This window comes from Planctomonas sp. JC2975 (assembly GCF_012985205.1).
Lineage (GTDB): Bacteria > Actinomycetota > Actinomycetes > Actinomycetales > Microbacteriaceae > Humibacter.
In genome coordinates this window covers 2,423,429-2,446,949 of record NZ_JABEKS010000001.1, presented here as the reverse complement: position 1 = coordinate 2,446,949, position 23,521 = coordinate 2,423,429, and the positions used below count along the sequence as shown (strand labels likewise).

Below are 23,521 nucleotides of genomic sequence, written 5' to 3'. Positions count from 1 at the left end.
CCACCTGCCCCGCTCCGGCGGGAAGCTTCCTGATGAGCACGAACAAGGGGAACCCCATTGAGTGAGAACAGCAACGACCTGAGGATCGGCGTCGTGGGCTTCGGCCTGCGCGGAAGCCTGGCGCGTGAGGCGCACCGGCCGGGGGCGGGATCCGCCGTGACCGTCGTCTGCGACACGAGCGAGAGGGGCAGGGCCGATGCCGCAGCGGCGTTCCCGGATGCCGTCGTGACGGACTCGCTCGACCGGCTGCTGGCATCCGGAGTGGATGCCGTGCTCGTGCTCACCCCCGACCACCTGCACGCGAGCGTCGCCATACCGGTGCTCGAGGCGGGCGTCGCCGTACTGTGCGAGAAGCCGCTCGCGACCACCATCGCGGACTGCGACGCGATCCTCGAGACGGCCAGACGCACAGGGAGCAGGCTCTACGTCGGGCACAACATGCGGCACATGCCCGTCATCACGCTGATGCGCCGGCTCATCCAGGAGGGGCGCATCGGCGAGGTCAAGGCGGTGTGGTGCAGGCACTTCGTCGGCAACGGAGGCGACTTCTACTTCAAGGACTGGCACGCTGACCGGTCGAAGTCCGTCGGACTTCTTCTGCAGAAGGGTGCGCACGACATCGACGTCATCCACTGGCTCGCGAATGCGTACACCGAACGGGTGCAGGCCGTCGGTTCGCTCAGCGTGTACGGAGACATCGCCGACCGGCGCGAGCACGTCGGCGAGCGGATGTGGGACTGGTACAGCCTCGACAACTGGCCCCCCACCGAGCAGACCGGGCTCAACCCGGTCGTCGACGTCGAGGACATCTCGCAGCTCAACCTGGTGCTCGACGGCGGTGTGCTCGCTTCGTATCAGCAGTGCCATTTCACGCCCGATTACTGGCGCAACTACACCGTCATCGGCACCGAGGGACGTCTCGAGAACATGGGGGACGGCTCGGGCGACGAGGTGCGGCTGTGGAACACGCGCCGCAACGGCGCCGGACCTGCCGACGAGACGTTCATCGTCCCTCAGGCGCAGGGCGGCCACGGCGGCGCGGACAGCCTGCTGATCGACGAGTTCACCGCGTTCGTGCGCGATGGCGGGCGAACGGCCACCTCGCCCATCGCTGCCCGCAATGCCGTGGCGACCGGCATCCGGGCGACGGAGTCGCTGCGCGGATCCGGATGCCTGCTCGACGTTCCGCGGCTCGACGCGGACCTCGTCGACTACTTCGAGGCGGGGCAGCCGGCTGCTGCTGCCTCGGTGTGAGTCTGCTGAGGGCAGCCCGCTAGCCGGGTGAGCTTTGCCGAAGCCGGCCCATGGCCGCCGGAACATGTCTGATCGGGATCTCATGTGAGGTGTTTCCGGCGAGCTCGACCGGCAATGGCCGGCGGGTGCTGACGCGCGCCCGCTCGCGGTGCAGAATCACTGCTGACGGCTCGCGGCCCAACCTGCCGCGCACGTCACGACGACACGACACGATCGGAAGTCAACGACATGAAGGCATTGTTCAAACCCGAACGCGGCCCCGGGCTGGAGTTCGTGGACCGTCCGGATCCGGTGGCCGGCCCCGATGAGGTGACCATCCGGGTGCTGCGCACGGGAATATGCGGCACGGACCTGCACATTCTGCGCTGGGACGACTGGGCGGCGTCTTCCGTGAACGCCCCACTCATCCCCGGTCACGAGTTCTTCGGCGAGGTGGTCGAAGTCGGACCGCTCGTGCACGACGTGGCCGTCGGGGACCTCGTCTCCGGCGAGGGGCACATCGTGTGCGGTATGTGCCGGAACTGCCGGGCGGGCCGGCGGCAGATGTGCATCCGCACCAAGGGTCTCGGAGTGCAGCGCGACGGCGCCTTCGCCGAGTACCTCACTCTGCCCGGCACCAACGTGTGGGTGCACCACTCCTCCATCGATCCTGATGTCGGCGCGATCTTCGATCCGCTCGGCAACGCCGTGCACACCGCCCTGGCCTTCCCCGTGGTTGGCGAGGACGTGCTGGTCACGGGATGCGGCCCGATCGGCCTCATGGCCATCGCGGTCGCACGACACGTCGGCGCCCGGTTCATCGTCGGCACCGACGTGAGCGCCCCGCGGCTCGAGCTCGCGCGCGACATGGGCGCCGACTACACGGTCGATGTCTCGACCACCCCGATCGCCGACGCGCAGACGGCGCTCGGGATGCGCGAAGGGTTCGACGTCGGGTTCGAGATGAGCGGCTCACCGAGCGCGCTCCCGCAGATGATCGAGAACATGAACCACGGCGGTCGCATCGCCATGCTGGGTCTCGCCTCCGGGCCGTTCTCCATCGACTGGGGCAAGGTCGTGACGCACATGCTCACGCTCAAGGGCATCTACGGACGCGAGATGTTCGAGACGTGGAACGCGATGGGCGCCATGCTGCAGACCAGCGCCGTGCTGCGGGATGCGATCGCCTCCGTCATCTCCGAGCGTTTCCCCGCCCGCGAGTGGGAACGTGGTTTCGAGGCCGCCGCGGCCGGCGGCACGGGCAAGATCATCCTGGATTGGACACAGCTGTGACGTACGGGACTTATCGGCAGCACGCATCGAACGAACTCGCCGAGATCGAAGCAGCGGGGCTCACGAAGCGGGAGCGCGGCATCCGCGGCCCGCAGCAGACGGCGATCGTCGCGGACGGCACCGAGGTGCTCAACTTCTGCGCGAACAACTACCTCGGCCTCGCCGACGATCCGCGACTCGTGGACGCAGCGAAGGGCGCGCTCGACGAGTGGGGCTACGGCATGGCCAGCGTGCGGTTCATCTGCGGAACGCAGGAGCAGCACCTCGAGCTGGAGCGACGCGTCTCCCGGTTCCTCGGCACCGAGGCCAGCATCCTCTTCTCGTCGTGCTTCGACGCCAACGGCGGAGTGTTCGAGACCCTCTTCGGGGCGGAGGACGCCATCATCTCCGACGAGCTGAACCACGCGTCGATCATCGACGGCATCCGTCTCTCCAAGGCGCAGCGGCTTCGCTACAAGAACCGTGACATGGCGGATCTCGAGGCGCGGCTCATCGAGGCATCCGACGCCAGGTTCCGTGTGATCGTCAGCGACGGCGTGTTCTCGATGGACGGCTACATCGCCCCCCTGCGCGAGATCTGCGACCTGGCCGACAAGTACGACGCGCTCGTCTTCGTCGACGACTCGCACGCGGTCGGATTCGTCGGCGAGCACGGCCGCGGTACACCGGAGCTCTGCGGCGTCGAGGGTCGTGTGGACATCTACACGGGAACGTTCGGCAAGGCGCTCGGCGGTGCGTCGGGCGGCTACGTGTCGTCGCACCGCGAGATCGTCGACCTGCTGCGGCAGCGCGCCCGCCCCTACCTGTTCTCCAACACTCTGGCGCCCTCCATCGTGGCCGGCACCTTGACCGCGCTCGATCTGCTCGAGGGGTCGGGCGAGCTGCGCGAGCGTTTGCGAGACAACGCGTCGCTGTTCCGTCGGCTGATGTCGGAGGCGGGATTCGAACTGCTGCCCGGCGAGCATCCGATCGTTCCCGTCATGTTCGGGGATGCCGCCCTGACCGCGCGCATCGCGGACGAGATGCAGAGACGCGGCATCTACGTGACGGCGTTCAGCTTCCCCGTCGTGCCGCGCGGGCGGGCACGCATCCGGGTGCAGCTCTCCGCCGCGCACACCGCCGAGCAGATCGAACGCTGCGTGCGGGCGTTCGTGGACTCGAGGGACGCCGTCGCGGTATAGGGCTCCGGCACCCTTCAGGCAAGCCGCCTACCCTTGAACCATGCCCGAGAACCTCACCCAAGCCCCCGTCGACCGCGTCACCATGTACGGTGCAGCCTGGTGCGGCGACTGCCGCCGCTCGAAGGCTCTGCTCGACCGGGTGCGCGCCGACTACGAGTACATCGACCTCGAAGCGGATCCGACGCAGGCCGATCGGGCGCACGCGATCAGCGGTCGCACGCAGATCCCCGTGGTCGTCTTCCCTGATGGCACGCACTTCGTTGAGCCCACCGATCCGGAGCTCCAGGCCAAGCTCGACGCACTGAACGCGTAGGCTCGCCCCTCACTGGCGCCGCGCCCGCCGCAACCCTTGACCCGGCCCGCCTGGCCAGACAGAGTTGCGGCATGTGGGCGCGCGGATACCTCGAGCCAGACCGACCGGCACCACCGTCGCTCGACGAGTGGGCCGCGCTGATGCCCGTACCCGTGCTCGGATTCGTGCCGCAGCCGCACCTCGATGAGCTGGGCGGCAGCAACGCATCCGGCACGTCGAACGGCATCGTCTACGAGCGGACCGTGCGGGTGTCGTACACGCTGTGGCGCATCCCGGAGGATCGCGAAGATCCGCGCAACCTCGCCGACCTGCCTGACGACCTTCAGCGAGCCCTGGACACTTCGCCGCCCGTCGAGCTGCCCGACTGGGTCATGGAGGCGCGGCGGCGCGCACACTATCCGTCGCTCTGGGATGCCGTCAGCACCGCGTGGTACTCCCCGGAGCGTGCGGATGCGAGGCCGACGCTGGAGCACGAGCTGGTGCGGCACGTGAACTACATCCTGATCAACCGGCATCCGGAGCCGACCGATGTGGATGGGGACGGGATCCCGCGCCCCGAGGCCTGGGACCGCGTCGCCGACTCGCACGTCGAGCACGGGGTCGAGGTGCAGGTGAACGGGCGAGCGGTGGACGGCATCCGCATCGACACGGATCCTTACGTCTATGCACTCGGTGCCGACCTCGGCGACCGGATGCTCACCGTGGTCGTCGACCGCGATGACCTGCAGTACCTGCGCCTCGCCTTCGCCGATCGCTGAGACCCAGCGCGGCCCGAGGGTGGGGGTATGCGGGCGCTGGAGGAACCTAGGCTGGTCGGGTGGCCGAATTCGCGTGGGAACGACTGCGTCGCTGGCCCGACCAGGAGGCCGACAACCTCGTCGCAGCGGATGCCGCCGACCGGCTGATCTTCGACACCGCGGCCTCCGCGCTGGACGCCTTGCGCCCGCGAGAGGTCGTCGTGATCGGTGACGCGTACGGCGCGCTGACGCTCGCTGCCGCCGCCCTGATGGACCGCGGACGGGGCGAAGCCGTCGATGCCGACCGCATCCGCGTGCACCAGGATCCGGTCGTCGGTGAGCGAGCGCTCGCCGCCAACGCGGAACGTCTCGGACTCGCGGGGGCATACCGCTCCTGCGAGCTCGATCCGGAGCTGGCCAGAGGGGCGCGTCTCGTGCTCCTGCGGCTGCCGAAGAGCCTGGACGCTCTCGACGAGATCGCGGCGGTGCTCGCCGGCCGCGCGGATCCGGAGGTCGTGATCGTCGCCGGCGGCATGCAGAAGTACATGACCCCGGCGATGAACGATGTGCTCCTGCGGCACTTCGAGCGCGTGGACGTCGGCCACGGACGCCAGAAGGCGCGCACGCTCACCGTGCGTGGACCGCGGACGGCGGCACGCGTCGATACCTGGCCGGCCCGGGCGTTCCACGCTGACATCCGTCCCGGACTGTGGGTGTGCGCGCACGGCGGAGCGTTCGCCGCCACGCGCATCGACATCGGCACGCGATTCCTGCTCCACCACCTCGACGCCGCGATGCCGACGGCTCGGACCGCGGTGGACCTCGCCTGCGGCACGGGGGTGCTCGCCGGCACACTGGCGCTGCGCCGGTCGCAGGTGAGCGTGATCGCGAGCGATCAGTCGGCTGCGGCCGCGGCATCCGCTCGGGCGACGGCCGCGGCGAACGACGTGGCCGACCGCGTCGAGGTGCGGCGGGAGGACGCGGGCGAGGGCATCGGAGACGGATGGGCAGACCTCGTGCTGCTCAACCCGCCGTTCCACAACGGCGCGGCGATCGACCTACGAATCGGGCGGATGCTGGTGGCGGCCGCAGCGCGCATCCTCGCCCCCGGTGGCGAACTCTGGACCGTCTACAACTCGCACCTCGGCTACCGGCCGGCGCTGCGGCAGCTCGTCGGACCGACGCGTCAGGTCGACCGCAACGCGAAGTTCACGATCACGGCATCCGGTAGACGCTGACCGATGCCGAACCCGCTCCGCCGGCATCCCGCCAGCACGGCGCTCCGCCGGGTGCGACCCCGGGTCGACTGCGACATCCCGTTCGGCGCCAGGAACGCGCTAGCGCAACGAACGAAGCACGTTCTCCGCACACTCGACGGGGTGGGGCCGCACACGGACGGGACGCGCGCGTAGTGTCGCAAGCGTGATCCGGGGGTATTCGGCCGAGCAGATCCGTGCCGCGGAGGCGCCGCACCTCGAGGCAGGCGAGTCGCTGATGGCGCGCGCAGCCGCTGGGCTCGCTGACGCCATCCGCGACGAGATCGCCGAGATGGAGGATCCGGTGCAGACGGCGCGCGTCGTGCTGCTCACGGGATCCGGCAACAACGGCGGCGACGCCTTGCTCGCGGGTGCGGAGCTCGCGGCATCCGGATGCTCGGTGCACGTCGTCGAACTCGGCTCGCGCATCCACGAGGCCGGTCTGGCCGCAGCGCTCGCCGCCGGTGCCACCGTCGTCGACCTCGGTGCGGATGCCGTCGCCTCCATCGTCGAGGCGGTGACGGAAGCAGACGTCATCGTCGACGGGATCCTGGGCACCGGCGCATACCGGAGCCCGGCGCTGCGGGGAACGGCCCGTGATGCCGTTGCGGCGATCCGGCCGCTGGCGGCCTCACCGCGTCGACGGGTCGTGGCCGTCGACCTGCCGAGCGGCGTCGACCCCGACACGGGCGCGGTGCCCGACGAGACGGTCCTGCCCGCCGACGTGACCGTCACGTTCGGCGCCCACAAGGCCGGGCTGCTGCGGCAGCCGGCGGCCGCCTACGCCGGACGCGTCGTGCTCGTCGACATCGGGCTCGATCCGGATCTCGCCGGGATCGAACCGCTCGTCGTCGCCGACTGATACCTCGGACGCCCTGGAACGCGAGACGGTCAACTCCGAGAGGAGGGCCGGATCATATCCGGTTGCCACGGGAATCCGCGGCTCAGGCGCGGTCGTGGAGGGTGACGTGGTAGCCGTCGAGGTCGGCGAAGGTGAACGTGCGTCCGAAGGGGCCATCGATCGGCGGGGCGACGATGGTGCGCCCGTCCGCGGCGAGAGCGTCATGAATGGATTGCACCTCGGTGGCGTGAAGCCAGATCGCGACACCGATGCCGGGCTGCGGGGCGGATGCGAGCTCGGTGCCCGGCAGGATGTCTCGCAGCGCGAACGCGATCGGCTTCGTGCCGAAGACGACGGCGTGCGGTGGGCCGGCCGGAGAGCGAACGAGGCCGAGATAGGTCTCGTAGAACGCCTGGGACGCATCGAGATCGCGCACCTGGAGGGAGATGAAGTCGGGGCCGGTGGCAGGCATGAGGATGTCCTTTTCTCGCGCGTTCGTGTCAGTGTTCTGACACAGGCAACTGTATGTCAGAATACTGACATGAGTCAAGGTGGGGCCGGAATCGATCTCGAGACCTCGTTGGGCTATCTGCTCAAGGAGGCGTCAAGCGCACTTCGAGCGGCCATGGAGGCGGCACTGCGGCCGCTGGGGCTGACCGTAACGCAGTATTCATGTCTCGAACTGCTCGCCCAGCGGCCCGGCCTGTCGAATTCGCAGCTGGCGAGAGGGACTTTCGTCACGCGCCAGTCGATGAACGTGCTGCTGCAGGCGTTCGAACGGGATGGCTACGTGACCAGACCGTCGGAGGCTCCGGTCGGCAAGGCCCTTCCCGCTCGGCTCACGCCACGTGGTCGGCGCAGTCTCGAGAAGGCGACAGTCGTGGTCAGATCCGTTGAGCTCCGCATGCTGAACGGCCTGACGCAGGACGACCAGTCGCATGCCTTCCGCCTTCTGCGGAGCATGGTCCGCTCCCTGCGCGCCGAGAACGTCTAGCAGGGGCCCGATCGGATCTTCGGATCCGACCGAGTCCCGTCTCGATGGCAGAAGGCGTTGCCGCCGTCGCGTACGACGGTCCCTTTCCGTCATCGAGACGGGTGCAGAGCCGCTGTGCTGAACGGCGGCTCGGCGGCCTCGAGCCATCGCGCCGTGCCCGTCGCGCCCGCGATGGCGACCGGCGCCGACCTAACGGTCGGCGTGCACCAGGCGCGCGATGCGGTTCTGCCAGCCGACGAGCACGCGCGGCGGGTTCTGGTGGTGCCGGTTCGGGCTCCGCAGCGCGACTCCTTGGTGCCGCTGCCCATGCGAACCCTGAGCGGGCCGATGGTGACGTGCGTTGGCGCTGTCGGAGTGCTCCGGGATGCCGGGGATGAGGTGCGTGAGGCCGTGAAGAGTCTTGCTGAAGGTGTTCATGGTGATGTTCTCCTGTTTCCGGTGTTCTTGTTAATCGGGCCGTGTTGATGGGGCTGTGGTGATGCGTTCGTGTGGAGCGGTCGGCTCTCAGTCGGGGACGATGACCAGTCGCCTCCCGCGGAGGTCAGTGCGAGCCCAGGCCTCGGCGATGTTGCTGAGTGGCATCGTCTCGACGGGGATGGTCAGCTGACCGTTGCGGATCCACTCCACGACCCGCTGGTAGGCGGCGGCCATGCCGGTGGCCGCGTTGCGTCCAGCGCCGTAGAGCTCGAGGCCGGAGGTCCGCAGGGCATCCGCGGGCAGCCGAAGGTCGTGGCCGGCTGATTCGCCGACCTGCACGAGCCGCGTCGGCGAGCCCAGCGCGAAGCTCGTGGGGGTGAGGGCGCGGATGAGCAGCTCGGTAGGACGTCCCCAGAGATAGTCGACGATGACGTCGTAACCGTTGCCGGCGGCCTCGGCGAAGGCCTTGACCAGCGCGTCGTCGTCGACGGCCGTGGAGATCGTGGCGTCGGCGCCCAGGTCGTGCAGTTCGTCCAGCGCGGCGTCGTCGCGGCCGGTGGCGACGATGCGTCCGGCGCCGAGGAGCCGCGCGATCCGGATCGCGAGCCGCCCGGCGACACCGGTGCCGCCCTGCACCAGCACGATCTCGCCCGCCGCGAGCTCTCCGGCGGCGCTCAGGCCGATCATGCCGCTGATCGCCGAGGACAGCGCGGCCGCGACAGATGGTTCGATGCCGGCGGGGATCGGCGACGTGTAGGCGGCAGGAACGACCACGCGTTCGGCCAGCGCCCCGTTCGGCGCCGTGAGCCCCCGAAGCCGACCAACGTTCCATCCTGAAGGCGTCCGATGCCGTCGAAGCACGGGACGGCCGGAAGCGCCGCCTGGAAGTCGGCGGACGCGTAATGCGTGCCGGCGACGATGGCGCGGTCGACGTTCTCGACGGCGACGGCTTCGACCGTCACGACGACCTCGCCGTCATGCGGCTCCGGATCCGGCCATTGCCGGTACTCCGGGACACCGCCGACCCGATCGACTACGGCTGCCTTCATCGCATCATCCTTCTCTTACAGTGTTAGGGACTATGCTTGTTCTAACACTGTTAGAGGAGATGCGCAAGAGAGGACGACGGTGCCCCTGAATCGCGATCGTGTGCTCGAGGAAGCGCTTCGGCTCGTCGACGACGACGGACTCGACGCGCTGAGCCTCCGAACTCTCGCCTCCCGCCTCGAGGTGCAGGCGCCCACCCTGTACTGGCACGTGAAGAACAAGTCGGAGCTGCTCGACGGCCTCGCGGACGCGATCATGGACGAGGCGATCGCAGCGGTGCCGCATCCGGACGCCGGCGGCGAAGGCGATGGACGCACGTGGTACCTCGATGCGCTCACCGCGTTGCGCGCGACTCTCCTGCGGCACACCGACGGCGCGCGCATCATCTCGGGGGCCCGATACTCGCTGCGGCGCGGTGACTTCTCCGAGACGGCGATGGCGTCGCTCGTTCAGTGGGGCATGGACGCCCAGGATGCTCGCCTCCTCGTCCTCGTCGGCGAGCGCTTCACGGTCGGCTGGGTCCTCGAGGAGCAATCGCCGCAGCCAGACGGCCCTGCGCCATCGGTGGACGAGGTCCGGCGCCGATTCCCCGTCATCTCCAAGGCGATCGGCGACTACTTCATCGGAACCGGGCGCACTGCGGATGACCTCTTCTGCGACGCCGCGCGCATCGTGCTGCACCTTCCTGCGACGCCGCGGGGCTGACTTTCTCGGTTGAGGGGACCAATTGGGGCCGACCTCTTGTCAATTAGTCCGTGTACGGATAATCTGTACACAGATCAAATCACTTCGACAACGAAAGGCGCGATCATGTGGAGCACCGAATACACGGAAGAGACCGAGCTTGCACCCGCACGCGTGTGGGCTGCACTTCGTGCGCTGCACGAGGGCCGGTTCACCTACGAGGGCGGCGACGATTACGTGCTGCACGGTCCGTTCGCGGTCGGCACCCGGCTGTCGGTCACCCCTGACGGGCAGGAGACTTTCGACTCGACGATCGTGGAGCTGATCGAAGGATCCGCGTACGCCGACGAGACCATCTACGGTGACCTCACGCTGCGGTTCCGGCACCTCCTCGAGCCGGTCGGCACGGGGACCCGGGTGACGCACCGCCTCGAGATCGACGGCGAGCCGTCCGATGAGGTGGGTCCGCAACTCGGGCCGCAGATCGCCGGTGACTTCCCCGAGGTCATGCGGCACCTGTTCATCGCGGCGGCGTCGAACGACGCATGGGACCCGGAGGATGCCGATGCCTGAGGCCGCGGCATCCGACAGCGCCCAAGCGCCGGCATCGGGCACACGATTCGCCGGCGGACCAGCCGAGAGCCCGGGTTTCCTGCTCTGGAGGGTGACGGGCGCGTGGCAGCGGGCGATGGCATCCGCTCTGACACCCCTCGGCCTCACGCACGTGCAGTTCGTGCTGCTCGCCTGCTCATGGTGGCTCGGCCGGGAGGGCGCCACGCCCAACCAGGCGCAGGTGGCGGCGCAGGCCGGAGCCGACGTGAAGACGGCGTCCGAGGTGTTCGGGCGGTTGGAGGCGAAGGGTCTCGTGACCCGGCGACCCGACCCGAACGACAGCAGGGCGAAGGCGGTCGAGGTCACGGTGGCGGGGCGTGAGCTGGCCGGCCGTGCCGTTTCCGTCGTGGAGGACGCCGACGCACGATTCTTCGCCGGCGTCGACAGCGTCGCCGCCGTGTCGATGCTCCAGCGGCTTGCCGCCGGCGTCGGGGGCGCATGAGAGCATGAGCGGGTGTCCGGCCGCTCGTTCTCCCCTGGTGCATCCGGGCACGACGAGCACGACGACTGGCGGGACCAGCTCCTTCCGCTGACCCTCCGAAGCGGTCAGGGCCGCGCGGCGGAGACGCTGCCGCTGGCTCTCCTCGTCGAGGTGCGCGAGCGCACACGACGTGGCGGAGCCGGGCGATGGGAGCACACAGGGGACACGACGAAGACGGCGACGGTGGCATCCGTCGGTCCGTTCGTCGTCACCGTGCGTCCCGGCGTGCCCGGCAAGCGCGGCGGATGGGTGAACGCACCCATCACCTGGGGCGGTCTGCAGTACCGCACGCACGAGCTCGGACTGGATCCGGATCAGGTGCGCTGGTTCGTCGAAGTCGACGTGCTCTCCCGGGCGGAGCCCGGACGGTACTCGAGCAGCGACGGCTCGAGGCTCGTGCTCGACGAGTACGCCAGCCCCCTGCTCTGGCGCATGCTCGCGGATGCCCGTGCCCGCGGCATCCGCATCGCCTCCGCGGCCAAGAGCGGTCGCGTCGAGGTGGCCGATCGTGCCGAGCTCGACATCGTGGCGACCGACACCGACGACGGCGGACTGCTGCTGCAACCGCGGGTTCGCGTCGACGGCGTCGAGGCTCCGTCGGCAGTGACGGTGCGGCCGATCGGCGATCACGGGCTTGCGATCGTCGACTGGACGCAGGCAGCACCGCTCGTCACGCTCGCGCCGGTTGATCGGCCCGTGTCGTCCCGTGAACTCGCGATGCTCAGCGAGGATCCGATCGTCGTGCCGCCGGATGACCTCGCGGAGTTCACGCGCGAGGTGTATCCCGTGCTGGCGCGGTCCTTCCCCATTGAGCGGGCGTCGACGAATCGGCTCCCGGCGCTGGAGCCGCCGGTCTTCGTGCTGACCGTCATGTTCCTGTCGCGGCAGCGGGTGTCGCTGTCGTTCTCCTGGGAGTACCGAACGGGTGAGCGCGTCGACGTGGTGGCGATGGCGCAGGCACGCGCAGATCCGATGCAGCGCGACACGGATGCCGAGGCGGCGATCGTCCGTCGCGTGCTGCAGGCGATCGCGGAGGCGACGGATACCGCAGGTGCCCCCGCGGACGGCACTGCGGCGAGCCTCGCGGACCGCACGTTGACCGGCATCGCGGCGGCCGAGTGGGTTTCGACGGTGCTGCCGTCGCTGGAGGAGCACGCAGGGGACGGCATCCGCATCGAGGTCGTCGGCGATCGCGTCGACTACCGCGAGCTCACCGAGACTCCCGAGCTCACCGTCACGACGGTGCCGACGGATCAGCGCGACTGGTTCGATCTCGGAGTGATGGTCACCGTTGCCGGCCGCACGATCCCCTTCCAGCCGCTCTTCACCGCGCTGGCCGGCGGCCGCAAGAAGCTGCTGCTCGTCGACCACACCTACCTTTCGCTGAACCAGCCGGTGTTCGACCGGTTGAAGGAACTGCTCGCCGAGGCGGAGGCGCTCGCCGAGTGGGAGACGGGTCCGCGGATCAGCCGCTACCAGGCTGCGCTTTGGGCCGACTTCGAGGACCTCGCCGACGAGGCTCTGCCCGCCGTCGAGTGGCGCGAGACGGTGGCGGGGCTGCTGGCGCTGGCCGCACCGGCGGAGTCGCGTGCGGCTGACGAGGCTGGGTTCGTCGAGCGGGAGCCGTTGCCCGAGGGCCTCACCGCCGAGCTGCGTCCCTACCAGCGCGATGGCTACGACTGGCTCGTGTTTCTCTGGCGGCACGGCCTCGGCGGTGTCCTCGCCGACGACATGGGGCTCGGCAAGACGGTGCAGACGCTCGCGTTGATCGCTCACGCGGTCGAGCGGTCTCGGGTCCCGGAGGATCTCGGGGGCCGGATTCCCGCGAGTGCGGGGGCGCCATTTCTCGTGGTCGCCCCGGCATCGGTGGTGGCCAACTGGGAGAGCGAGGCGGCGAGGTTCACCCCCGGGCTGCGGGTGGCATCCGTCACGGCGACGCGTCGCAAGGAGCGCACGAGCCTCGCGGATGTCATCGCCGACGCCGACATCGTGCTCACGACGTACACGGTGTTCCGGCTCGATCACGAGCAGTTCGCGGCGCTGAAGTGGTCGGGGCTGGTGCTCGACGAGGCGCAGTTCGTGAAGAACCACGCGTCGCAGACCCACCGCCATGCACGCGAGCTCGATGCCCCGTTCCGCCTCGCCGTGACCGGAACGCCGCTCGAGAACAACCTGCTCGAACTCTGGGCGATGCTCTCGATCGTGGCTCCCGGACTGTTCCCGTCCCGGCGCCGATTCGAGGAGGAGTACGTCAAACCCATCGCGGCAGCCGCGAGCCCGGCGCACGGAACAGACACCGCGCACGGTGCCGCGCGACTCTCCCGCTTGCGCCGGCGCATCCGTCCGCTCATGCTGCGGCGCACGAAAGACGTGGTGGCACCCGAGCTGCCTGACAAGCAGGAGCAGGTGCTCAGCATCCCGCTCGACCCGGCGCATCGACGGATCTACGACACCTGGCTGCAGCGGGAGCGCACCAAGCTGCTCGGCCTGCTCGCCGACATGGACCGCCAGCGCTTCATCGTCTACCGGTCCATCACCCTGCTGCGGATGCTCGCGGTCGACGCGTCGCTCATCGACCCCGAGTATGCCGATGTGCCATCAGCCAAGCTCGACGCCCTGGTCGACCAGCTCGGCGATGTGGTAGCCGAGGGACATCGAGCGCTGGCGTTCAGCCAGTTCACCTCGTATCTGCGCAAGGTGGCGGCGCGACTGGATCACGAAGGGATCCCGTACGTCTACCTCGACGGATCGACGCGGCGTCGGCCCGAGGTGATCCGCCGATTCCGGGAGGGAGACGCGCCCGTCTTCCTGATCAGCCTGAAGGCGGGCGGATTCGGGCTCACCCTCACCGAGGCGGACTACGTGTTCCTGCTCGACCCGTGGTGGAACCCGGCGGCCGAGGCCCAGGCCGTCGACCGCACGCACCGCATCGGGCAGACGAAACGGGTCATGGTGTACCGGATGGTGGCATCCGACACGATCGAGGAGAAGGTGATGCAGCTCGGTCGAGCCAAGGCCGAACTGTTCGATGCCGTGCTCGAGGGGGACGGCACGTTCTCGTCGGCGCTGTCGGCCGACGACATCCGCGCACTGCTCGACTGAGCCTCGAATCCGCGATAGTTAGAAGCTTGACAGTTAGAGCTCAAACTATTAGAGTCTTAACCATGGAAAGGCGAGAGGTCGAGAACACCAGCGGTCTTCAGCTGCTGCGTTGGATCGGCTGGGCTCAGCGCAAGGCAGCAGAGGACTGGATCCGCGAGCGCGACATCACGTTCGAGCAGGGATTCGTGCTCGGATACCTCGAGCACGAGCCCGGCGCCATCCAGCGCGACATCGCCAGGATGACCCGCACGACCCCGGCGAGCGTGTCCAGCATGCTGCAGGGGCTCGAACGCCGCGGATACATCGAACGTCGAACGGAGGAGGGCAATGAACGCAGCAAGCGCGTGTACGCCACCCCCGCGGGTCTGGAACTCATCGCCGGATTCGACGAGGCGATGGTCGCGGCGGACGAGACGATCCTCGCCCCGCTGACGGCCGCCGAGCGCGAGCAGCTCACCACGATGCTCAAGAAGATCACAGTGGCACTGCCGGAGCCCGAGCGGCCGTAAGCGCCGGGCCCGCACAGCCACCGCACCACCGAGGCGACATCACCGCGTCGGCCTCCCGACGCCATCTCGTCATGCCTTGACGCAGGCGCCGTCACCCGACGCCATCCCGTCATGCCCTGAACCGATTCGTCATGCCCTGAAGGGAGCCCATCATGAGCACCACAAGCATCGAAACCGCACCAACGACCGACACCGTCGGCTCGAACCGCTGGTACCTCTCCGCCGCGCCGATCGTGCGCGCACTCATCCATCTCTGCGTCCCGATGGCGGCCGGCATGGCCGTCGGCGCCGTGTACAACGTCATCAACGCCGGCTTCATCGGCTCGTTGCACGACTCCGTGCTGCTGGCCGCCATCACGTTCGGCACTCCGCTGCTCGGCATCATCATGGCCGTCGGCGGCGTCTTCGGCGTCGGTGGCGGTGCGCTGATCTCGCGGCTGCTCGGGGCATCCGAGAACGATCCATCCAAGGCGGGCGAGATCAAGCACGTCTCGTCGTTCGCCGTGTGGGGGTCCGTCATCGCGGGAGCCGTGGTCGGCGCCATCGGGCTGCTGCTGCTGAATCCGCTCGTCTCGCTGCTCGGGGCGAATGCCGCTGCCGCATCGGCCACCTCCGCCTACGTCGCCGTCATGCTCGCGTTCGTCCCGGTGCTGGCCGCCACGTTCTGCCTGGAGCAACTCGTGCGCGCCGAGGGCGCAGCGAGGCAGTCGATGATCGGCCTCATCGCATCGACCATCGCGAACCTCGTCTTCGATGTGCTCTTCATCCTCGTGCTGCACTGGGGCGTCGCAGGGGCTGCGCTCGCCCTCGGCCTCTCGAACGTCATCGCCGTCGTGTACTACGGGGCGTGGCTCACCAAGCACAGCCGGCACGTGAGCATCGCGCCGCGCTGGTTCACGCTCAAGGCGTCCGTGCTGAAGCCGGTGTTCAGCATCGGGGCAGGAGAGCTGCTGCAGTCCGCCTTCCTCATCGTCACGAGCCTGGTGCTCAACAACCTGGCGGCGCAGTACGGCAACGGTCCGCTGGCCGCCATGGGCGTGGCCGTCCGGATCGCCCAGGTGCCCGAGTTCCTCGTCATGGGCATCACGATCGGCGTGCTGCCGCTGCTCGCATACGCATTCGGCAAGGGCGACGGCAAGCGGCTGTGGTCATCGGTGCGATCGTCGGCCGTCGCCGTCGGAGGCATCGGAGCGATCTTCTTCGTCGCGGTGTTCCTGTTCCGCGACCAGTTGTTCTCCGTCTTCTCCTCGGATCACTCTCTGCTCGGCATCGGCGTCACCATCATCACGGCACAGCTCGTGGCGATGATCGGCAACGGATTCACCGGGCTCATCACCTCGCTCATGCAGGCCACCGGACGCGGCACAGCGGCGATCGTGCTGTCGATGACGCAGGGCGTGCTGTTCATCCCGATCGTCATCCTCGGCAACCTCTGGTTCGGACTGACCGGCATCATCTGGGCGCTCACGGTGACCGAGATCGTCGTGCTGATCGTCGCCCTGGTGCTGTGGGCGCTGAACTCGCGCGGTATCGCCAAGGGTCTCGCCGAGGGCAGCCCGGAGCGGGCGGAAGAGGCGCTGGCCATGGCAGAGGGCTGAGCGCCCGCGAGCTGCTGTGTGCGGTTCGGCGCGCGGATCGTCAGGACAGATCCGCGTCGGACTCCAGGCCACTGCGATACGTGAGCAGACCTTCGACCCCGCGAAGGAAGGTCGCGCAGATGGGCTTCGGATCGGCGAGGCAGCCGGCAGCCATGGCGCCGTCGCGCAGCATGACGAAGTGCCGTGCCGCGGGTTCGGCGTCCGTCTTCCCTGTCGTGGCGAAGAGTCCGGTCATGGTCTTCAGGAACCATTGCCGGTGCGCCAGAACCGCCTTGTGCACCGGATGCTTCGGGTCGGGGTACTCCGCGGCGGCGTTGAGGAAGGCGCATCCTCGGAAACCCGGACTGCCGATGTCATCGGCGATCGACTCGGCGATGGTCCGAATCACGTCATCGGCGTCTGCGCCCGAGGATTGCGCCTCCGCCGCGCGGGCGCGGATCGCCTCATCGGCCTGGGTCAGATAGGCGACGAGGAGGTCGTCCTTGCTCGGGAAGTGCCGATAGAGCGTTGCACGGGTGACCTGCGCTTCCGCGACGACCCGATCGATGCCGACGGCATGCAGGCCCTCGGCGTAGAAGAGCCGCGAGGCCGTTTCCAGAAGTCGAGTCTTCGCCTCCGACATGTTTCTCCGCTCCGGTCGTGACGACGTGCGTTCTTACGATAGCAGAAAGAGACAGAACGATCGTTCTTGACATCTCGCCCGACGAGGTTCAAGCTCAGCAATACCGATCGTTCTATCTACAAGGAGCTCACCGTGGCATCAGCCGACGCCCCATCGACGCAGCCGTCCATACCTCACGACCGTGAAACCACTTCCGACTCGATCGGGGGCGCCGCAAGCGATCCTGCCGCCGGCACGGTGGGTCTGACCGGCAGCACGAAGGCACTGCGCAACCTGTACGTCGTGCGTTTCGGCTTCGCGATCGTCTGGGCGATCCTGCTCATCGCGATCGCGAAGTCGGTCGATCCGGTCACGATCACCCTGCTCGTCATCTACCCGCTGTTCGACGTCGCTGCGGCGATCGTGGACTACCGGTCGTCCGGATCCAGCAGGCCGAAGGCGCCGCTGTACGTCAACATGGCGCTCAGCCTGCTGACGGCGCTCGCACTCGCCTTCGTCGTCGGCACCGGCATCCCGAATGTGCTGCGGGTGTGGGGCGCCTGGGCGATCACCGCAGGCATCGTGCAGCTGATCATCGCGATCCTGCGGTGGCGGCTCGGGGGTCAGCTGGCGATGATTCTCAGTGGAGGCATCTCCGTGTTCGCGGGCGCCGGGTTCGTGCTCATGGCCGGCGGACCGAACGCAGCCCTGACCGGCGTGGGCGGTTATGCGATCCTCGGCGGGATCTTCTTCCTGATCTCGGCGATCCGGCTGCACGCGGTCATCCGGAAGGGGGCGAAGCGAGCATGACGAGCGGAACCGTCGAAGCAGCCGCCTGACCGCCCACCTATCCATCACCGATCACCCATCACGCAAGGAGTTCCCATGTCCACGAAAATCACGTTCATCTTCGACAACCCGGTCGATCCCGCCGCATTCGAGTCCGCCTACCCGGACCTGATCGAGCGCGCTCGACGCGTTCCCGGTGTGCTGAAGATGGAGACCTCCAAGGTCTGGCCCAAGGAGGACGGCACGCCCACTCCGGCCTATCGCTTGATCGACCTCTACTTCGCCGAGTACGACGCGGCGAACGCGGCGGTGGCGACCCAGGAGATGGGGGCGTTGTTCCCTCGTGCGCTCGAACTGGCGACGGGCGGGGTGCGCGTCGTGTTCGCGGATGTCGAGGAATCCTGAGCGGCGTCGAGCGCTTCTTCCGCAGAGCTGTCGATTTCGCGCCGGCATCCGCGTCGGTAGGAATGAGCCCCGATCCGGGCTCATCACCACTGCAAGAGACAAGGATGATCCCATGGCTGAATACCTGATGCTCGTGCATCCCGATCCCGCGTTCGTCGCCCCAACACCCGGCACGGAGGTCAGCTCGCCGTACCAGTCGTTCATGGAGACCTACGCGGACCACCTCCTCGGCGGCGCCGCGCTGACCGGGCCGGAGACTGCGACATCCGTTCGAACGGATGCCGAGGGCAACGTCACCGTGACCGACGGCGTCTTCGTGGAGAGCAAGGAGGTGCTCGGCGGCTACTGGGTGCTGCGGGCCGCCGACCTCGACGAGGCGATCTCGATCGCCAAGCAGGTTCCGGTGCGGAACGGCGGCATCGAGCTGCGTCCCATCGCGATCCGGAGCTGACATGGCCCCGACCGGCCCGGCCGCGGCGGCCGCCGTCGCCGCGGCCGTGGCCGATGCGCACCGCCGCGAGTGGGCGTTCGTGCTCGCCGCGACGGTGCGCGTCACCGGAGACCTCGACGACGCCGAGGAAGCCGTGCAGGATGCCTATGCCCGTGCGCTCGAGACGTGGCCAGCGCGCGGCATCCCGACGAGTCCCGGGGCGTGGCTCACCACGGCGGCGAGGCATCGCGCGCTCGACCTGCTGCGGCGCACGGATGTCTCACGCAGGGCCCTGCCGAAGCTGGTGGACCCTGAGGAGCGCGCCGCGGCATCCGGATCCCCACTCCTCACCGATGACGACGACGAATCGTTCGTGTCGGACGACCGCCTTCGTCTCGTCTTCACCTGCTGTCACCCAGCACTCGCGCCGGAGTCCCGCGTCGCGCTCACGCTGCGCATGGTGTGCGGACTGAGCACGGCCGAGGTCGCGAGGGCGTTCCTCGTGTCGGAGCCGACGATGGCGGCGCGCATCACGAGGGCGAAGCGCAAGATCGCGCAGGCGCACATCCCATACGCCGTGCCGGCCTCCGCGGACCTCCCCGACCGTGTCGGCGGCGTGCTCGACGTCGTCCATCTCGTCTACACGACGGGCCACACGGCCCCGGCCGGCGCGGCCTTGTCCCGCCGCGAGCTCACCGAGCGCGGCCGCGAGCTCGCCGAGCTGCTCCGCATGCTGCTCCCTCGCGATCCCGACGTCGCGGGCCTCCTCGCACTCATCTACCTCACCGAGGCACGGCGCCCGGCAAGAACGGATGTCGCAGGCGACGAGATCCTCCTCGAACAGCAGGACCGCACACGATGGGATCCGCGGTTCATCGAGCTCGGGCTCGAACAGCTCGCGGTCGCCGTGGAGGGCGTGCCGCCGTCGAGGTACACACTGCTCGCCGCGATCGGAGCGGTGCACGACAGCAGCCCGGACTGGGAATCCACGGACTGGCGGCGCATCGCGGGGCTCTACGACACGTTGCGCGCCGTGTGGCCGTCGCCGGTCGTCGAGCTGAACCGGGCGATCGCGATCGGGTTCGCGGATGGACCGGCCGATGGCCTTGCGCTGCTGGACGAACTCGCCGTTGAGCCGCAGCTCGTGCGGTATCCGTACCTGCAAGCGGCGCGAGCGGATTTCCTGCAGCGACTCGGGCGAGCGGATGACGCCGAGCTCGCCTACGACGAGGCGATCGCGCTCTGCGACAACGACCCGGAACGCGAACGGCTGCGTCTCAAGAAGGCCTCCGTGCGCATGCTGTGAATCACCTGTTCGCCAGCGTCCATGCGGTGACCGGCTGCCTGAGTGTCCTCGCAGGTACGGGCGGCCAGGTGACATCCAGATAACGGGTGGATAACATGGGGACACTGTGCCGGGAGTCCTCCCGGCTTACCCGACAGCCCCCGAAGCCCTCTCGTGACAGACCCCATGCTCAGACCCGGCCCCGATTCCGAGGCGAGCGCGCCCGATTTCACGGGCTCAGAGCCGGTCTTCAGCAGTCGCAAAGCGCGGCGGGCGTACGAGGATGCGCTGGCACAGGCATCGGGAACGCCTGCAGAAGCGGATCCTCAGGGTGGGTATCCCGCCTCGGTGCCAGCTCCCTACACGTCGGGCGGCTACACCGGTCCAGCGGCTCCAACGTCTGCCCCTCGCCCGCCAGCTGCATCCGCTCCCTACACGCCGGCCTCCGCACCTGCGCCGTACACACCGGCATCCGCACCTGCGCCGTACACGCCGGCTGCTGGGTCTGCCCCGTACACACCGGCTGCTGCGTCGGCCCGGTACACGCCTGCCTCTGCATCCGCGCCGTACACGCCGGCCGCCGGGTTGCAGGCACCGAGTGTCGCGGCGCCTCGGCCCCCGGTGCAGAACGCCGATCCGTTCGCGCAGTTGCTGGGCCTTGCCGAACCTGCGAGCGAAGCATCGCGGCGTGGCACGGTCGATGTCCGCGACACGGATGCCCGCCTCGACGATCCCCGTCGTTCGCCGGACGCCGGCCGTGCGCATCGGGTCGACGAAGTGGTCGTTGCGACGCACACGGGTCGTCTGCGCTTGCGTCCGGAAGAGTTCGCCCGGTCGACGGATTCCGCTCCCATTCCGCTCGCGCTGCCCGGAGCGCAGTACGCCCAGTTCGCCGATCAGGGTCGTGGCGGTGCCGTCGGCCCGAATCCCTTCGAGACCGATCCGTTCGGTTCCGACGAAGTCGGCGGCGGAATCTTCGGCGGTGCCGCGTTCGTCGAGCACGAACTCGGCGGGGCCGCTGCCGGCGCCGCGTCGGGACGCCTCACGGGCAAGGTTCCGAAAGCCGAGAAGCGTGCGGCCGCCAAGGCGGCCAAACTCGCGGCGGCCGAGGCGAAGCGCGCAGGCACGAGCCGGCCGGAATCGAAGCCGTCGAAGAGGCCGGGCGCTGACGATGCCGGCAGTTACGCCGACGTGGCCGGTCCCTCCGCGGCAGCGGGTCGGGCGGGGCGCAGCCCTTCGCGTGGTGCGGTATCAGCGACGACCCACCCCAGGCCGAAGGCCAAGACCGTCAGGGTGCACGGCGCCAGGCTCCGCGCAGCGTCGATGTCCGCGATGTCGAGGAAGCGTCGGTCGCCGCTGACGAGGTTCCTCGCGAAGGCCGGCATCATGCTCGCCGCAGCCGGCATGGTCGCCACGACCGCCGTGCCCGCGTACGCCCAGTTCGACTCCCCGACGTGGATCGACCCCAGCACAGGCCGCACCCAGACGCTCGCCGTCGGAGCGATCCAGGACGGCTCGATCGTCAAGGACGAGTTCGGCGCGCACACTCTGCCTGCCACGCTCGATTCGACGACGGGAAGCGTGGTCGCCCCCGAGGTGCAGGCTCTCGCCCAGCAACTCATGACGGCGGTCGCCCAGGGCAGGCTCACTGGAAGCACCCCAGACCACATCTTCGAGATCCGCTACCTCGCTGCCGGGGAGGCTGTACAGGGTTGCGGCATCGACTATCGCGTGCTGCAGACGATCGCCGTCGCACTCAGCACGTTCAACACCGTCGGCGTCAGTGACATCAACCGGCACTGCACGGGGCAGATCGAGGGTGCAGGCACGGCATCCGCGCACTACACCGACGGAGGCGGGCACGCCGTCGACTTCTTCAGGCTGAACGGGCACTCGCTCACCGGCGGCGACTCCGATTCCATCAAGCTCCTCGAGACACTCGACAAGGTCGCGCCATCCAAGTCGACCGTCGGGCAGGTGGGTTGCCGTTCGAGCGTCTCGTTGATCCATTTCCAGCAGATCGACGACACCTGCAATCACCTGCATATCGACTTCCTCGATGCCACGGGGACGTCGCTGCTCGGGTAGCCGTCACTGCAGATCGGCGGATGCGGCGGCCCTCGTCCGGTTCGGCGTCTCGCCCAGCACGGAGCGGTAGCGCCGCGAGAAGTGGGCATAGTCCGCGTAGCCGAGGTCGGCCGCCAGCGTGCTGAGGTCCGTCTCCGGATGCGCGTACAACGTGGTCGCGGCTTCCTGCATTCGTCGGCATTCGATCAGCCATTTCGGGCCGAGGCCCAGATAGTCGCGCATCAGACGCTCGAGCGTGCGCGGAGCGAGCCCGAGCCGGGAGGCCAGCTCCGACGCCCGCTGCACCGACGCATCCTCCTCGGCGATCCGGCATGCCTCGTTGACGAGGCGATCGCGATCGTCGACTCGTCGGGCGTGCGGCGTGAGCCAGCTCCGGAGGATGTCACCCAGTTGCTCCCGCCCGTCAAGCCCGAGCCCCTCAGGCAGCTCGCCCGCGCGCAGGAGCACGTCGCTGACCGCGGCGACGGGGGCGTCCTCCAGCAGCAGGCCCTCGCGAGGAACGCCGTGCACGTCGATCCGTGTGTCTCCGCCGGTCAGCATGAGGTGTGCCGCGCACGGCCGCAGCAGGATGCCGACCCCCCATCCCGTTCCCGACAGGCGTCGCACATCCACCCGGCCGGTCGGCGGATACAGTCTCGCCTCCGCGTCGCCGGACGACGTTCCGCCGGCTTCGAACACCGCGTTGAACGCCGGATACGTCAGCACCCGTTGCGCGAGTTCCGTACCGTCCGGTGCATCCCAGCGCACGACCCACACGTGGCGCACCACATCGCGAAGGTGCGCGCCGAGCACGAAGCGGTCGAAGACCACGCGGGGGTCCCCGGGGTTGAGGTGTCCGCGGGACTGCGGTGCGGCATCCGTCATCTGCTCCTGCTCAGCTCCTCCGTTTGACCGTGCGCTCAGCCGATTGTCGGCTCGGTCGGATGACCCGTTCGTCGGCACTGTCGCAAAAGTACAAGAGCCCGCCGACGCCCAGCCGTAGCGTCGGAGTCATGACCATCAGCCAGTCGATCGCCCCCGCCAATGGACAGCACACCACGAACGGCATGCCGCACGGTTCCACCTCGATCACTCCGCACATCGTGGTGCGGAACGCCGCAGCGGCACTCGACTTCTATCGCGATGTCTTCGGCGCCAGAGTCCTCGATGTGACCCGATTCCCCGGCGGAGACGGCGTCGCCCACGCGATCCTCGACTTCGGCACGGGAATGCTCACCCTGAGCGACCCGATGGAGTCGTACGGGCTCGTCGCTCCCGACGAGCCGGAACGTCACGACTACTCGCTGGCCCTGTATGTTCCGAACTGCGACGACGTGACGGATGCCGCCGCAGCAGCAGGCGCGACAGTGCGCGAGCCCGTTGCTACCTTCGTGACGGGTGACAGATACTCGTCGCTGCTGGATCCGTTCGGCGTGCGCTGGTCGGTGATGACCAGGGTGGAGGACCTCTCGTTCGAGGAGAGCGCGGACCGTGTCGCCCAGTGGGCATCGTCGCAGGCTGCCGAGGCCGAGGGCGAATGAGCCGACCGGCGACGCGAGAGTCCTGAGGGCGGCCCTGTGAGCCGATGCTGAGCTAGGGTCGCGGAGCTCGGCGCGCACCGACACCCGGAGGTTGCTCCACTGGTG

At 68.7% G+C, this 23,521-nt stretch carries 26 protein-coding genes; 20 read left to right on the top strand and 6 right to left on the bottom strand.

Translation table 11 applies throughout. The features are described 5' to 3' along the window. The first annotated feature begins 57 nt into the window (after positions 1-57). The 7 genes from HII28_RS11120 to HII28_RS11090 all read left to right on the top strand — a co-directional run bounded on the left by HII28_RS11120 (position 58) and on the right by HII28_RS11090 (position 6,875). Positions 58-1,254 (top strand): Gfo/Idh/MocA family oxidoreductase, encoded by a 1,197-nt coding sequence (locus HII28_RS11120; RefSeq protein ID WP_240977333.1) that lies wholly within the window; start codon positions 58-60, stop codon positions 1,252-1,254. Positions 1,255-1,482: 228 nt separating this feature from the next. After that, a complete protein-coding gene (gene tdh / locus HII28_RS11115) occupies positions 1,483-2,526 on the top strand; it encodes an L-threonine 3-dehydrogenase (RefSeq protein ID WP_170025453.1) in 1,044 nt (347 codons plus the stop codon). Continuing rightward, positions 2,523-3,707, top strand: coding sequence for a glycine C-acetyltransferase (locus HII28_RS11110; RefSeq protein WP_170025452.1), 1,185 nt, complete (start codon positions 2,523-2,525; stop codon positions 3,705-3,707). The genes tdh and HII28_RS11110 overlap by 4 nt, the downstream gene beginning before the upstream one ends. 40 nt (positions 3,708-3,747) lie before the next feature. Then, positions 3,748-4,020, top strand: coding sequence for a glutaredoxin domain-containing protein (locus HII28_RS11105; protein ID WP_170025451.1), 273 nt, complete (start codon positions 3,748-3,750; stop codon positions 4,018-4,020). Positions 4,021-4,091: 71 nt separating this feature from the next. After that, positions 4,092-4,778, top strand: a complete 687-nt coding sequence (locus tag HII28_RS11100) for a hypothetical protein (protein WP_170025450.1) — start codon at positions 4,092-4,094, stop codon at positions 4,776-4,778. Positions 4,779-4,837: 59 nt separating this feature from the next. Next, positions 4,838-5,995, top strand: a complete 1,158-nt coding sequence (locus tag HII28_RS11095) for a methyltransferase (protein WP_170025449.1) — start codon at positions 4,838-4,840, stop codon at positions 5,993-5,995. 184 nt (positions 5,996-6,179) lie between these two features. Continuing rightward, a complete protein-coding gene (locus HII28_RS11090; protein ID WP_346769272.1) occupies positions 6,180-6,875 on the top strand; it encodes an NAD(P)H-hydrate epimerase in 696 nt (231 codons plus the stop codon). 82 nt (positions 6,876-6,957) lie between these two features. Here HII28_RS11090 and HII28_RS11085 read toward each other — a convergent pair whose 3' ends face one another. Then, positions 6,958-7,326, bottom strand: a complete 369-nt coding sequence (locus HII28_RS11085; protein ID WP_170025448.1) for a VOC family protein — start codon at positions 7,324-7,326, stop codon at positions 6,958-6,960. Between the two features lie 69 nt (positions 7,327-7,395). On the opposite strand from HII28_RS11085, the gene HII28_RS11080 reads away from it, so the two are divergent. After that, the gene (locus tag HII28_RS11080) at positions 7,396-7,848 is read left to right on the top strand and encodes a MarR family transcriptional regulator (protein WP_170025447.1); all 453 of its coding nucleotides are present in this window, start codon (positions 7,396-7,398) and stop codon (positions 7,846-7,848) included. A gap of 189 nt (positions 7,849-8,037) precedes the next feature. Here the strand turns inward: HII28_RS11080 and HII28_RS11075 are convergent, their stop codons facing one another. The 3 genes from HII28_RS11075 to HII28_RS19905 form a co-directional block, all read right to left on the bottom strand. Continuing rightward, positions 8,038-8,265 carry a hypothetical protein gene (locus tag HII28_RS11075; protein WP_170025446.1) on the bottom strand — a complete coding sequence of 76 codons (228 nt, stop codon included), beginning with the start codon at positions 8,263-8,265 and terminating at the stop codon, positions 8,038-8,040. 87 nt (positions 8,266-8,352) lie between these two features. Next, a complete protein-coding gene (locus HII28_RS19910) occupies positions 8,353-8,952 on the bottom strand; it encodes a zinc-binding dehydrogenase (RefSeq protein WP_205864630.1) in 600 nt (199 codons plus the stop codon). Next, a complete protein-coding gene (locus HII28_RS19905; protein WP_205864629.1) occupies positions 8,949-9,314 on the bottom strand; it encodes a hypothetical protein in 366 nt (121 codons plus the stop codon). The genes HII28_RS19910 and HII28_RS19905 overlap by 4 nt, the downstream gene beginning before the upstream one ends. A gap of 79 nt (positions 9,315-9,393) precedes the next feature. Here HII28_RS19905 and HII28_RS11065 point away from each other — a divergent pair, with 79 nt between their 5' ends. From HII28_RS11065 to HII28_RS11040, 6 genes are all read left to right on the top strand, one after another. After that, entirely contained in the window at positions 9,394-10,017 is a 624-nt protein-coding gene (locus HII28_RS11065; protein ID WP_170025445.1) for a TetR/AcrR family transcriptional regulator C-terminal domain-containing protein, read from the top strand. A 105-nt stretch (positions 10,018-10,122) separates the two neighbouring features. Further along, positions 10,123-10,569, top strand: a complete 447-nt coding sequence (locus HII28_RS11060) for a polyketide cyclase (protein WP_170025444.1) — start codon at positions 10,123-10,125, stop codon at positions 10,567-10,569. Further along, positions 10,562-11,050: a MarR family winged helix-turn-helix transcriptional regulator gene (locus tag HII28_RS11055; RefSeq protein WP_170025443.1), complete on the top strand. Its 489-nt coding sequence runs from the start codon at positions 10,562-10,564 to the stop codon at positions 11,048-11,050. Before HII28_RS11060 ends, HII28_RS11055 begins: the two co-directional genes overlap by 8 nt. A 12-nt stretch (positions 11,051-11,062) precedes the next feature. Then, the gene (locus HII28_RS20720; RefSeq protein ID WP_170025442.1) at positions 11,063-14,191 is read left to right on the top strand and encodes a DEAD/DEAH box helicase; all 3,129 of its coding nucleotides are present in this window, start codon (positions 11,063-11,065) and stop codon (positions 14,189-14,191) included. Positions 14,192-14,253: 62 nt separating this feature from the next. Further along, positions 14,254-14,700, top strand: coding sequence for a MarR family transcriptional regulator (locus HII28_RS11045; RefSeq protein ID WP_170025441.1), 447 nt, complete (start codon positions 14,254-14,256; stop codon positions 14,698-14,700). 152 nt (positions 14,701-14,852) lie between these two features. Further along, positions 14,853-16,298, top strand: coding sequence for an MATE family efflux transporter (locus HII28_RS11040; RefSeq protein ID WP_170025440.1), 1,446 nt, complete (start codon positions 14,853-14,855; stop codon positions 16,296-16,298). Between the two features lie 40 nt (positions 16,299-16,338). On the opposite strand, the gene HII28_RS11035 is transcribed toward HII28_RS11040, so the two are convergent. Beyond that, entirely contained in the window at positions 16,339-16,920 is a 582-nt protein-coding gene (locus HII28_RS11035; protein ID WP_170025439.1) for a TetR/AcrR family transcriptional regulator, read from the bottom strand. Between the two features lie 132 nt (positions 16,921-17,052). Here HII28_RS11035 and HII28_RS11030 point away from each other — a divergent pair, with 132 nt between their 5' ends. From HII28_RS11030 to HII28_RS19900, 5 genes are all read left to right on the top strand, one after another. After that, entirely contained in the window at positions 17,053-17,709 is a 657-nt protein-coding gene (locus HII28_RS11030) for a hypothetical protein (RefSeq protein ID WP_346769271.1), read from the top strand. A gap of 75 nt (positions 17,710-17,784) precedes the next feature. Next, positions 17,785-18,093 (top strand): EthD family reductase, encoded by a 309-nt coding sequence (locus HII28_RS11025; protein WP_170025438.1) that lies wholly within the window; start codon positions 17,785-17,787, stop codon positions 18,091-18,093. Between the two features lie 112 nt (positions 18,094-18,205). After that, positions 18,206-18,544 (top strand): YciI family protein, encoded by a 339-nt coding sequence (locus HII28_RS11020; RefSeq protein ID WP_170025437.1) that lies wholly within the window; start codon positions 18,206-18,208, stop codon positions 18,542-18,544. Position 18,545: 1 nt separating this feature from the next. Continuing rightward, positions 18,546-19,829, top strand: a complete 1,284-nt coding sequence (locus HII28_RS11015) for a sigma-70 family RNA polymerase sigma factor (RefSeq protein WP_170025436.1) — start codon at positions 18,546-18,548, stop codon at positions 19,827-19,829. A 165-nt stretch (positions 19,830-19,994) separates the two neighbouring features. Beyond that, positions 19,995-21,896 (top strand): hypothetical protein, encoded by a 1,902-nt coding sequence (locus tag HII28_RS19900; protein ID WP_205864628.1) that lies wholly within the window; start codon positions 19,995-19,997, stop codon positions 21,894-21,896. A 3-nt stretch (positions 21,897-21,899) separates the two neighbouring features. Here the strand turns inward: HII28_RS19900 and HII28_RS11005 are convergent, their stop codons facing one another. Continuing rightward, positions 21,900-22,760 carry a helix-turn-helix domain-containing protein gene (locus HII28_RS11005; RefSeq protein ID WP_170025435.1) on the bottom strand — a complete coding sequence of 287 codons (861 nt, stop codon included), beginning with the start codon at positions 22,758-22,760 and terminating at the stop codon, positions 21,900-21,902. A 128-nt stretch (positions 22,761-22,888) separates the two neighbouring features. Here HII28_RS11005 and HII28_RS11000 point away from each other — a divergent pair, with 128 nt between their 5' ends. Further along, positions 22,889-23,416, top strand: a complete 528-nt coding sequence (locus HII28_RS11000) for a VOC family protein (RefSeq protein WP_170025434.1) — start codon at positions 22,889-22,891, stop codon at positions 23,414-23,416. The last annotated feature ends 105 nt before the right edge of the window (positions 23,417-23,521 follow it).

Coding starts and splice junctions, on each gene's coding strand:
- HII28_RS11055 (WP_170025443.1), top strand. CDS start 10,562: ATGCCTGAGGCCGCGGCATCCGACAGCGCCCAAGCGCCGGCATCGGGC.
- HII28_RS19910 (WP_205864630.1), bottom strand. CDS start 8,952: ATGATCGGCCTGAGCGCCGCCGGAGAGCTCGCGGCGGGCGAGATCGTG.
- HII28_RS11005 (WP_170025435.1), bottom strand. CDS start 22,760: ATGACGGATGCCGCACCGCAGTCCCGCGGACACCTCAACCCCGGGGAC.
- HII28_RS11085 (WP_170025448.1), bottom strand. CDS start 7,326: ATGCCTGCCACCGGCCCCGACTTCATCTCCCTCCAGGTGCGCGATCTC.
- tdh (WP_170025453.1), top strand. CDS start 1,483: ATGAAGGCATTGTTCAAACCCGAACGCGGCCCCGGGCTGGAGTTCGTG.
- HII28_RS11000 (WP_170025434.1), top strand. CDS start 22,889: ATGACCATCAGCCAGTCGATCGCCCCCGCCAATGGACAGCACACCACG.
- HII28_RS11080 (WP_170025447.1), top strand. CDS start 7,396: ATGAGTCAAGGTGGGGCCGGAATCGATCTCGAGACCTCGTTGGGCTAT.
- HII28_RS11100 (WP_170025450.1), top strand. CDS start 4,092: ATGTGGGCGCGCGGATACCTCGAGCCAGACCGACCGGCACCACCGTCG.
- HII28_RS11015 (WP_170025436.1), top strand. CDS start 18,546: ATGGCCCCGACCGGCCCGGCCGCGGCGGCCGCCGTCGCCGCGGCCGTG.
- HII28_RS19900 (WP_205864628.1), top strand. CDS start 19,995: ATGCTCAGACCCGGCCCCGATTCCGAGGCGAGCGCGCCCGATTTCACG.
- HII28_RS11025 (WP_170025438.1), top strand. CDS start 17,785: ATGTCCACGAAAATCACGTTCATCTTCGACAACCCGGTCGATCCCGCC.
- HII28_RS11035 (WP_170025439.1), bottom strand. CDS start 16,920: ATGTCGGAGGCGAAGACTCGACTTCTGGAAACGGCCTCGCGGCTCTTC.
- HII28_RS11105 (WP_170025451.1), top strand. CDS start 3,748: ATGCCCGAGAACCTCACCCAAGCCCCCGTCGACCGCGTCACCATGTAC.
- HII28_RS11060 (WP_170025444.1), top strand. CDS start 10,123: ATGTGGAGCACCGAATACACGGAAGAGACCGAGCTTGCACCCGCACGC.
- HII28_RS11020 (WP_170025437.1), top strand. CDS start 18,206: ATGGCTGAATACCTGATGCTCGTGCATCCCGATCCCGCGTTCGTCGCC.
- HII28_RS11040 (WP_170025440.1), top strand. CDS start 14,853: ATGAGCACCACAAGCATCGAAACCGCACCAACGACCGACACCGTCGGC.
- HII28_RS11075 (WP_170025446.1), bottom strand. CDS start 8,265: ATGAACACCTTCAGCAAGACTCTTCACGGCCTCACGCACCTCATCCCC.
- HII28_RS19905 (WP_205864629.1), bottom strand. CDS start 9,314: ATGAAGGCAGCCGTAGTCGATCGGGTCGGCGGTGTCCCGGAGTACCGG.
- HII28_RS11045 (WP_170025441.1), top strand. CDS start 14,254: ATGGAAAGGCGAGAGGTCGAGAACACCAGCGGTCTTCAGCTGCTGCGT.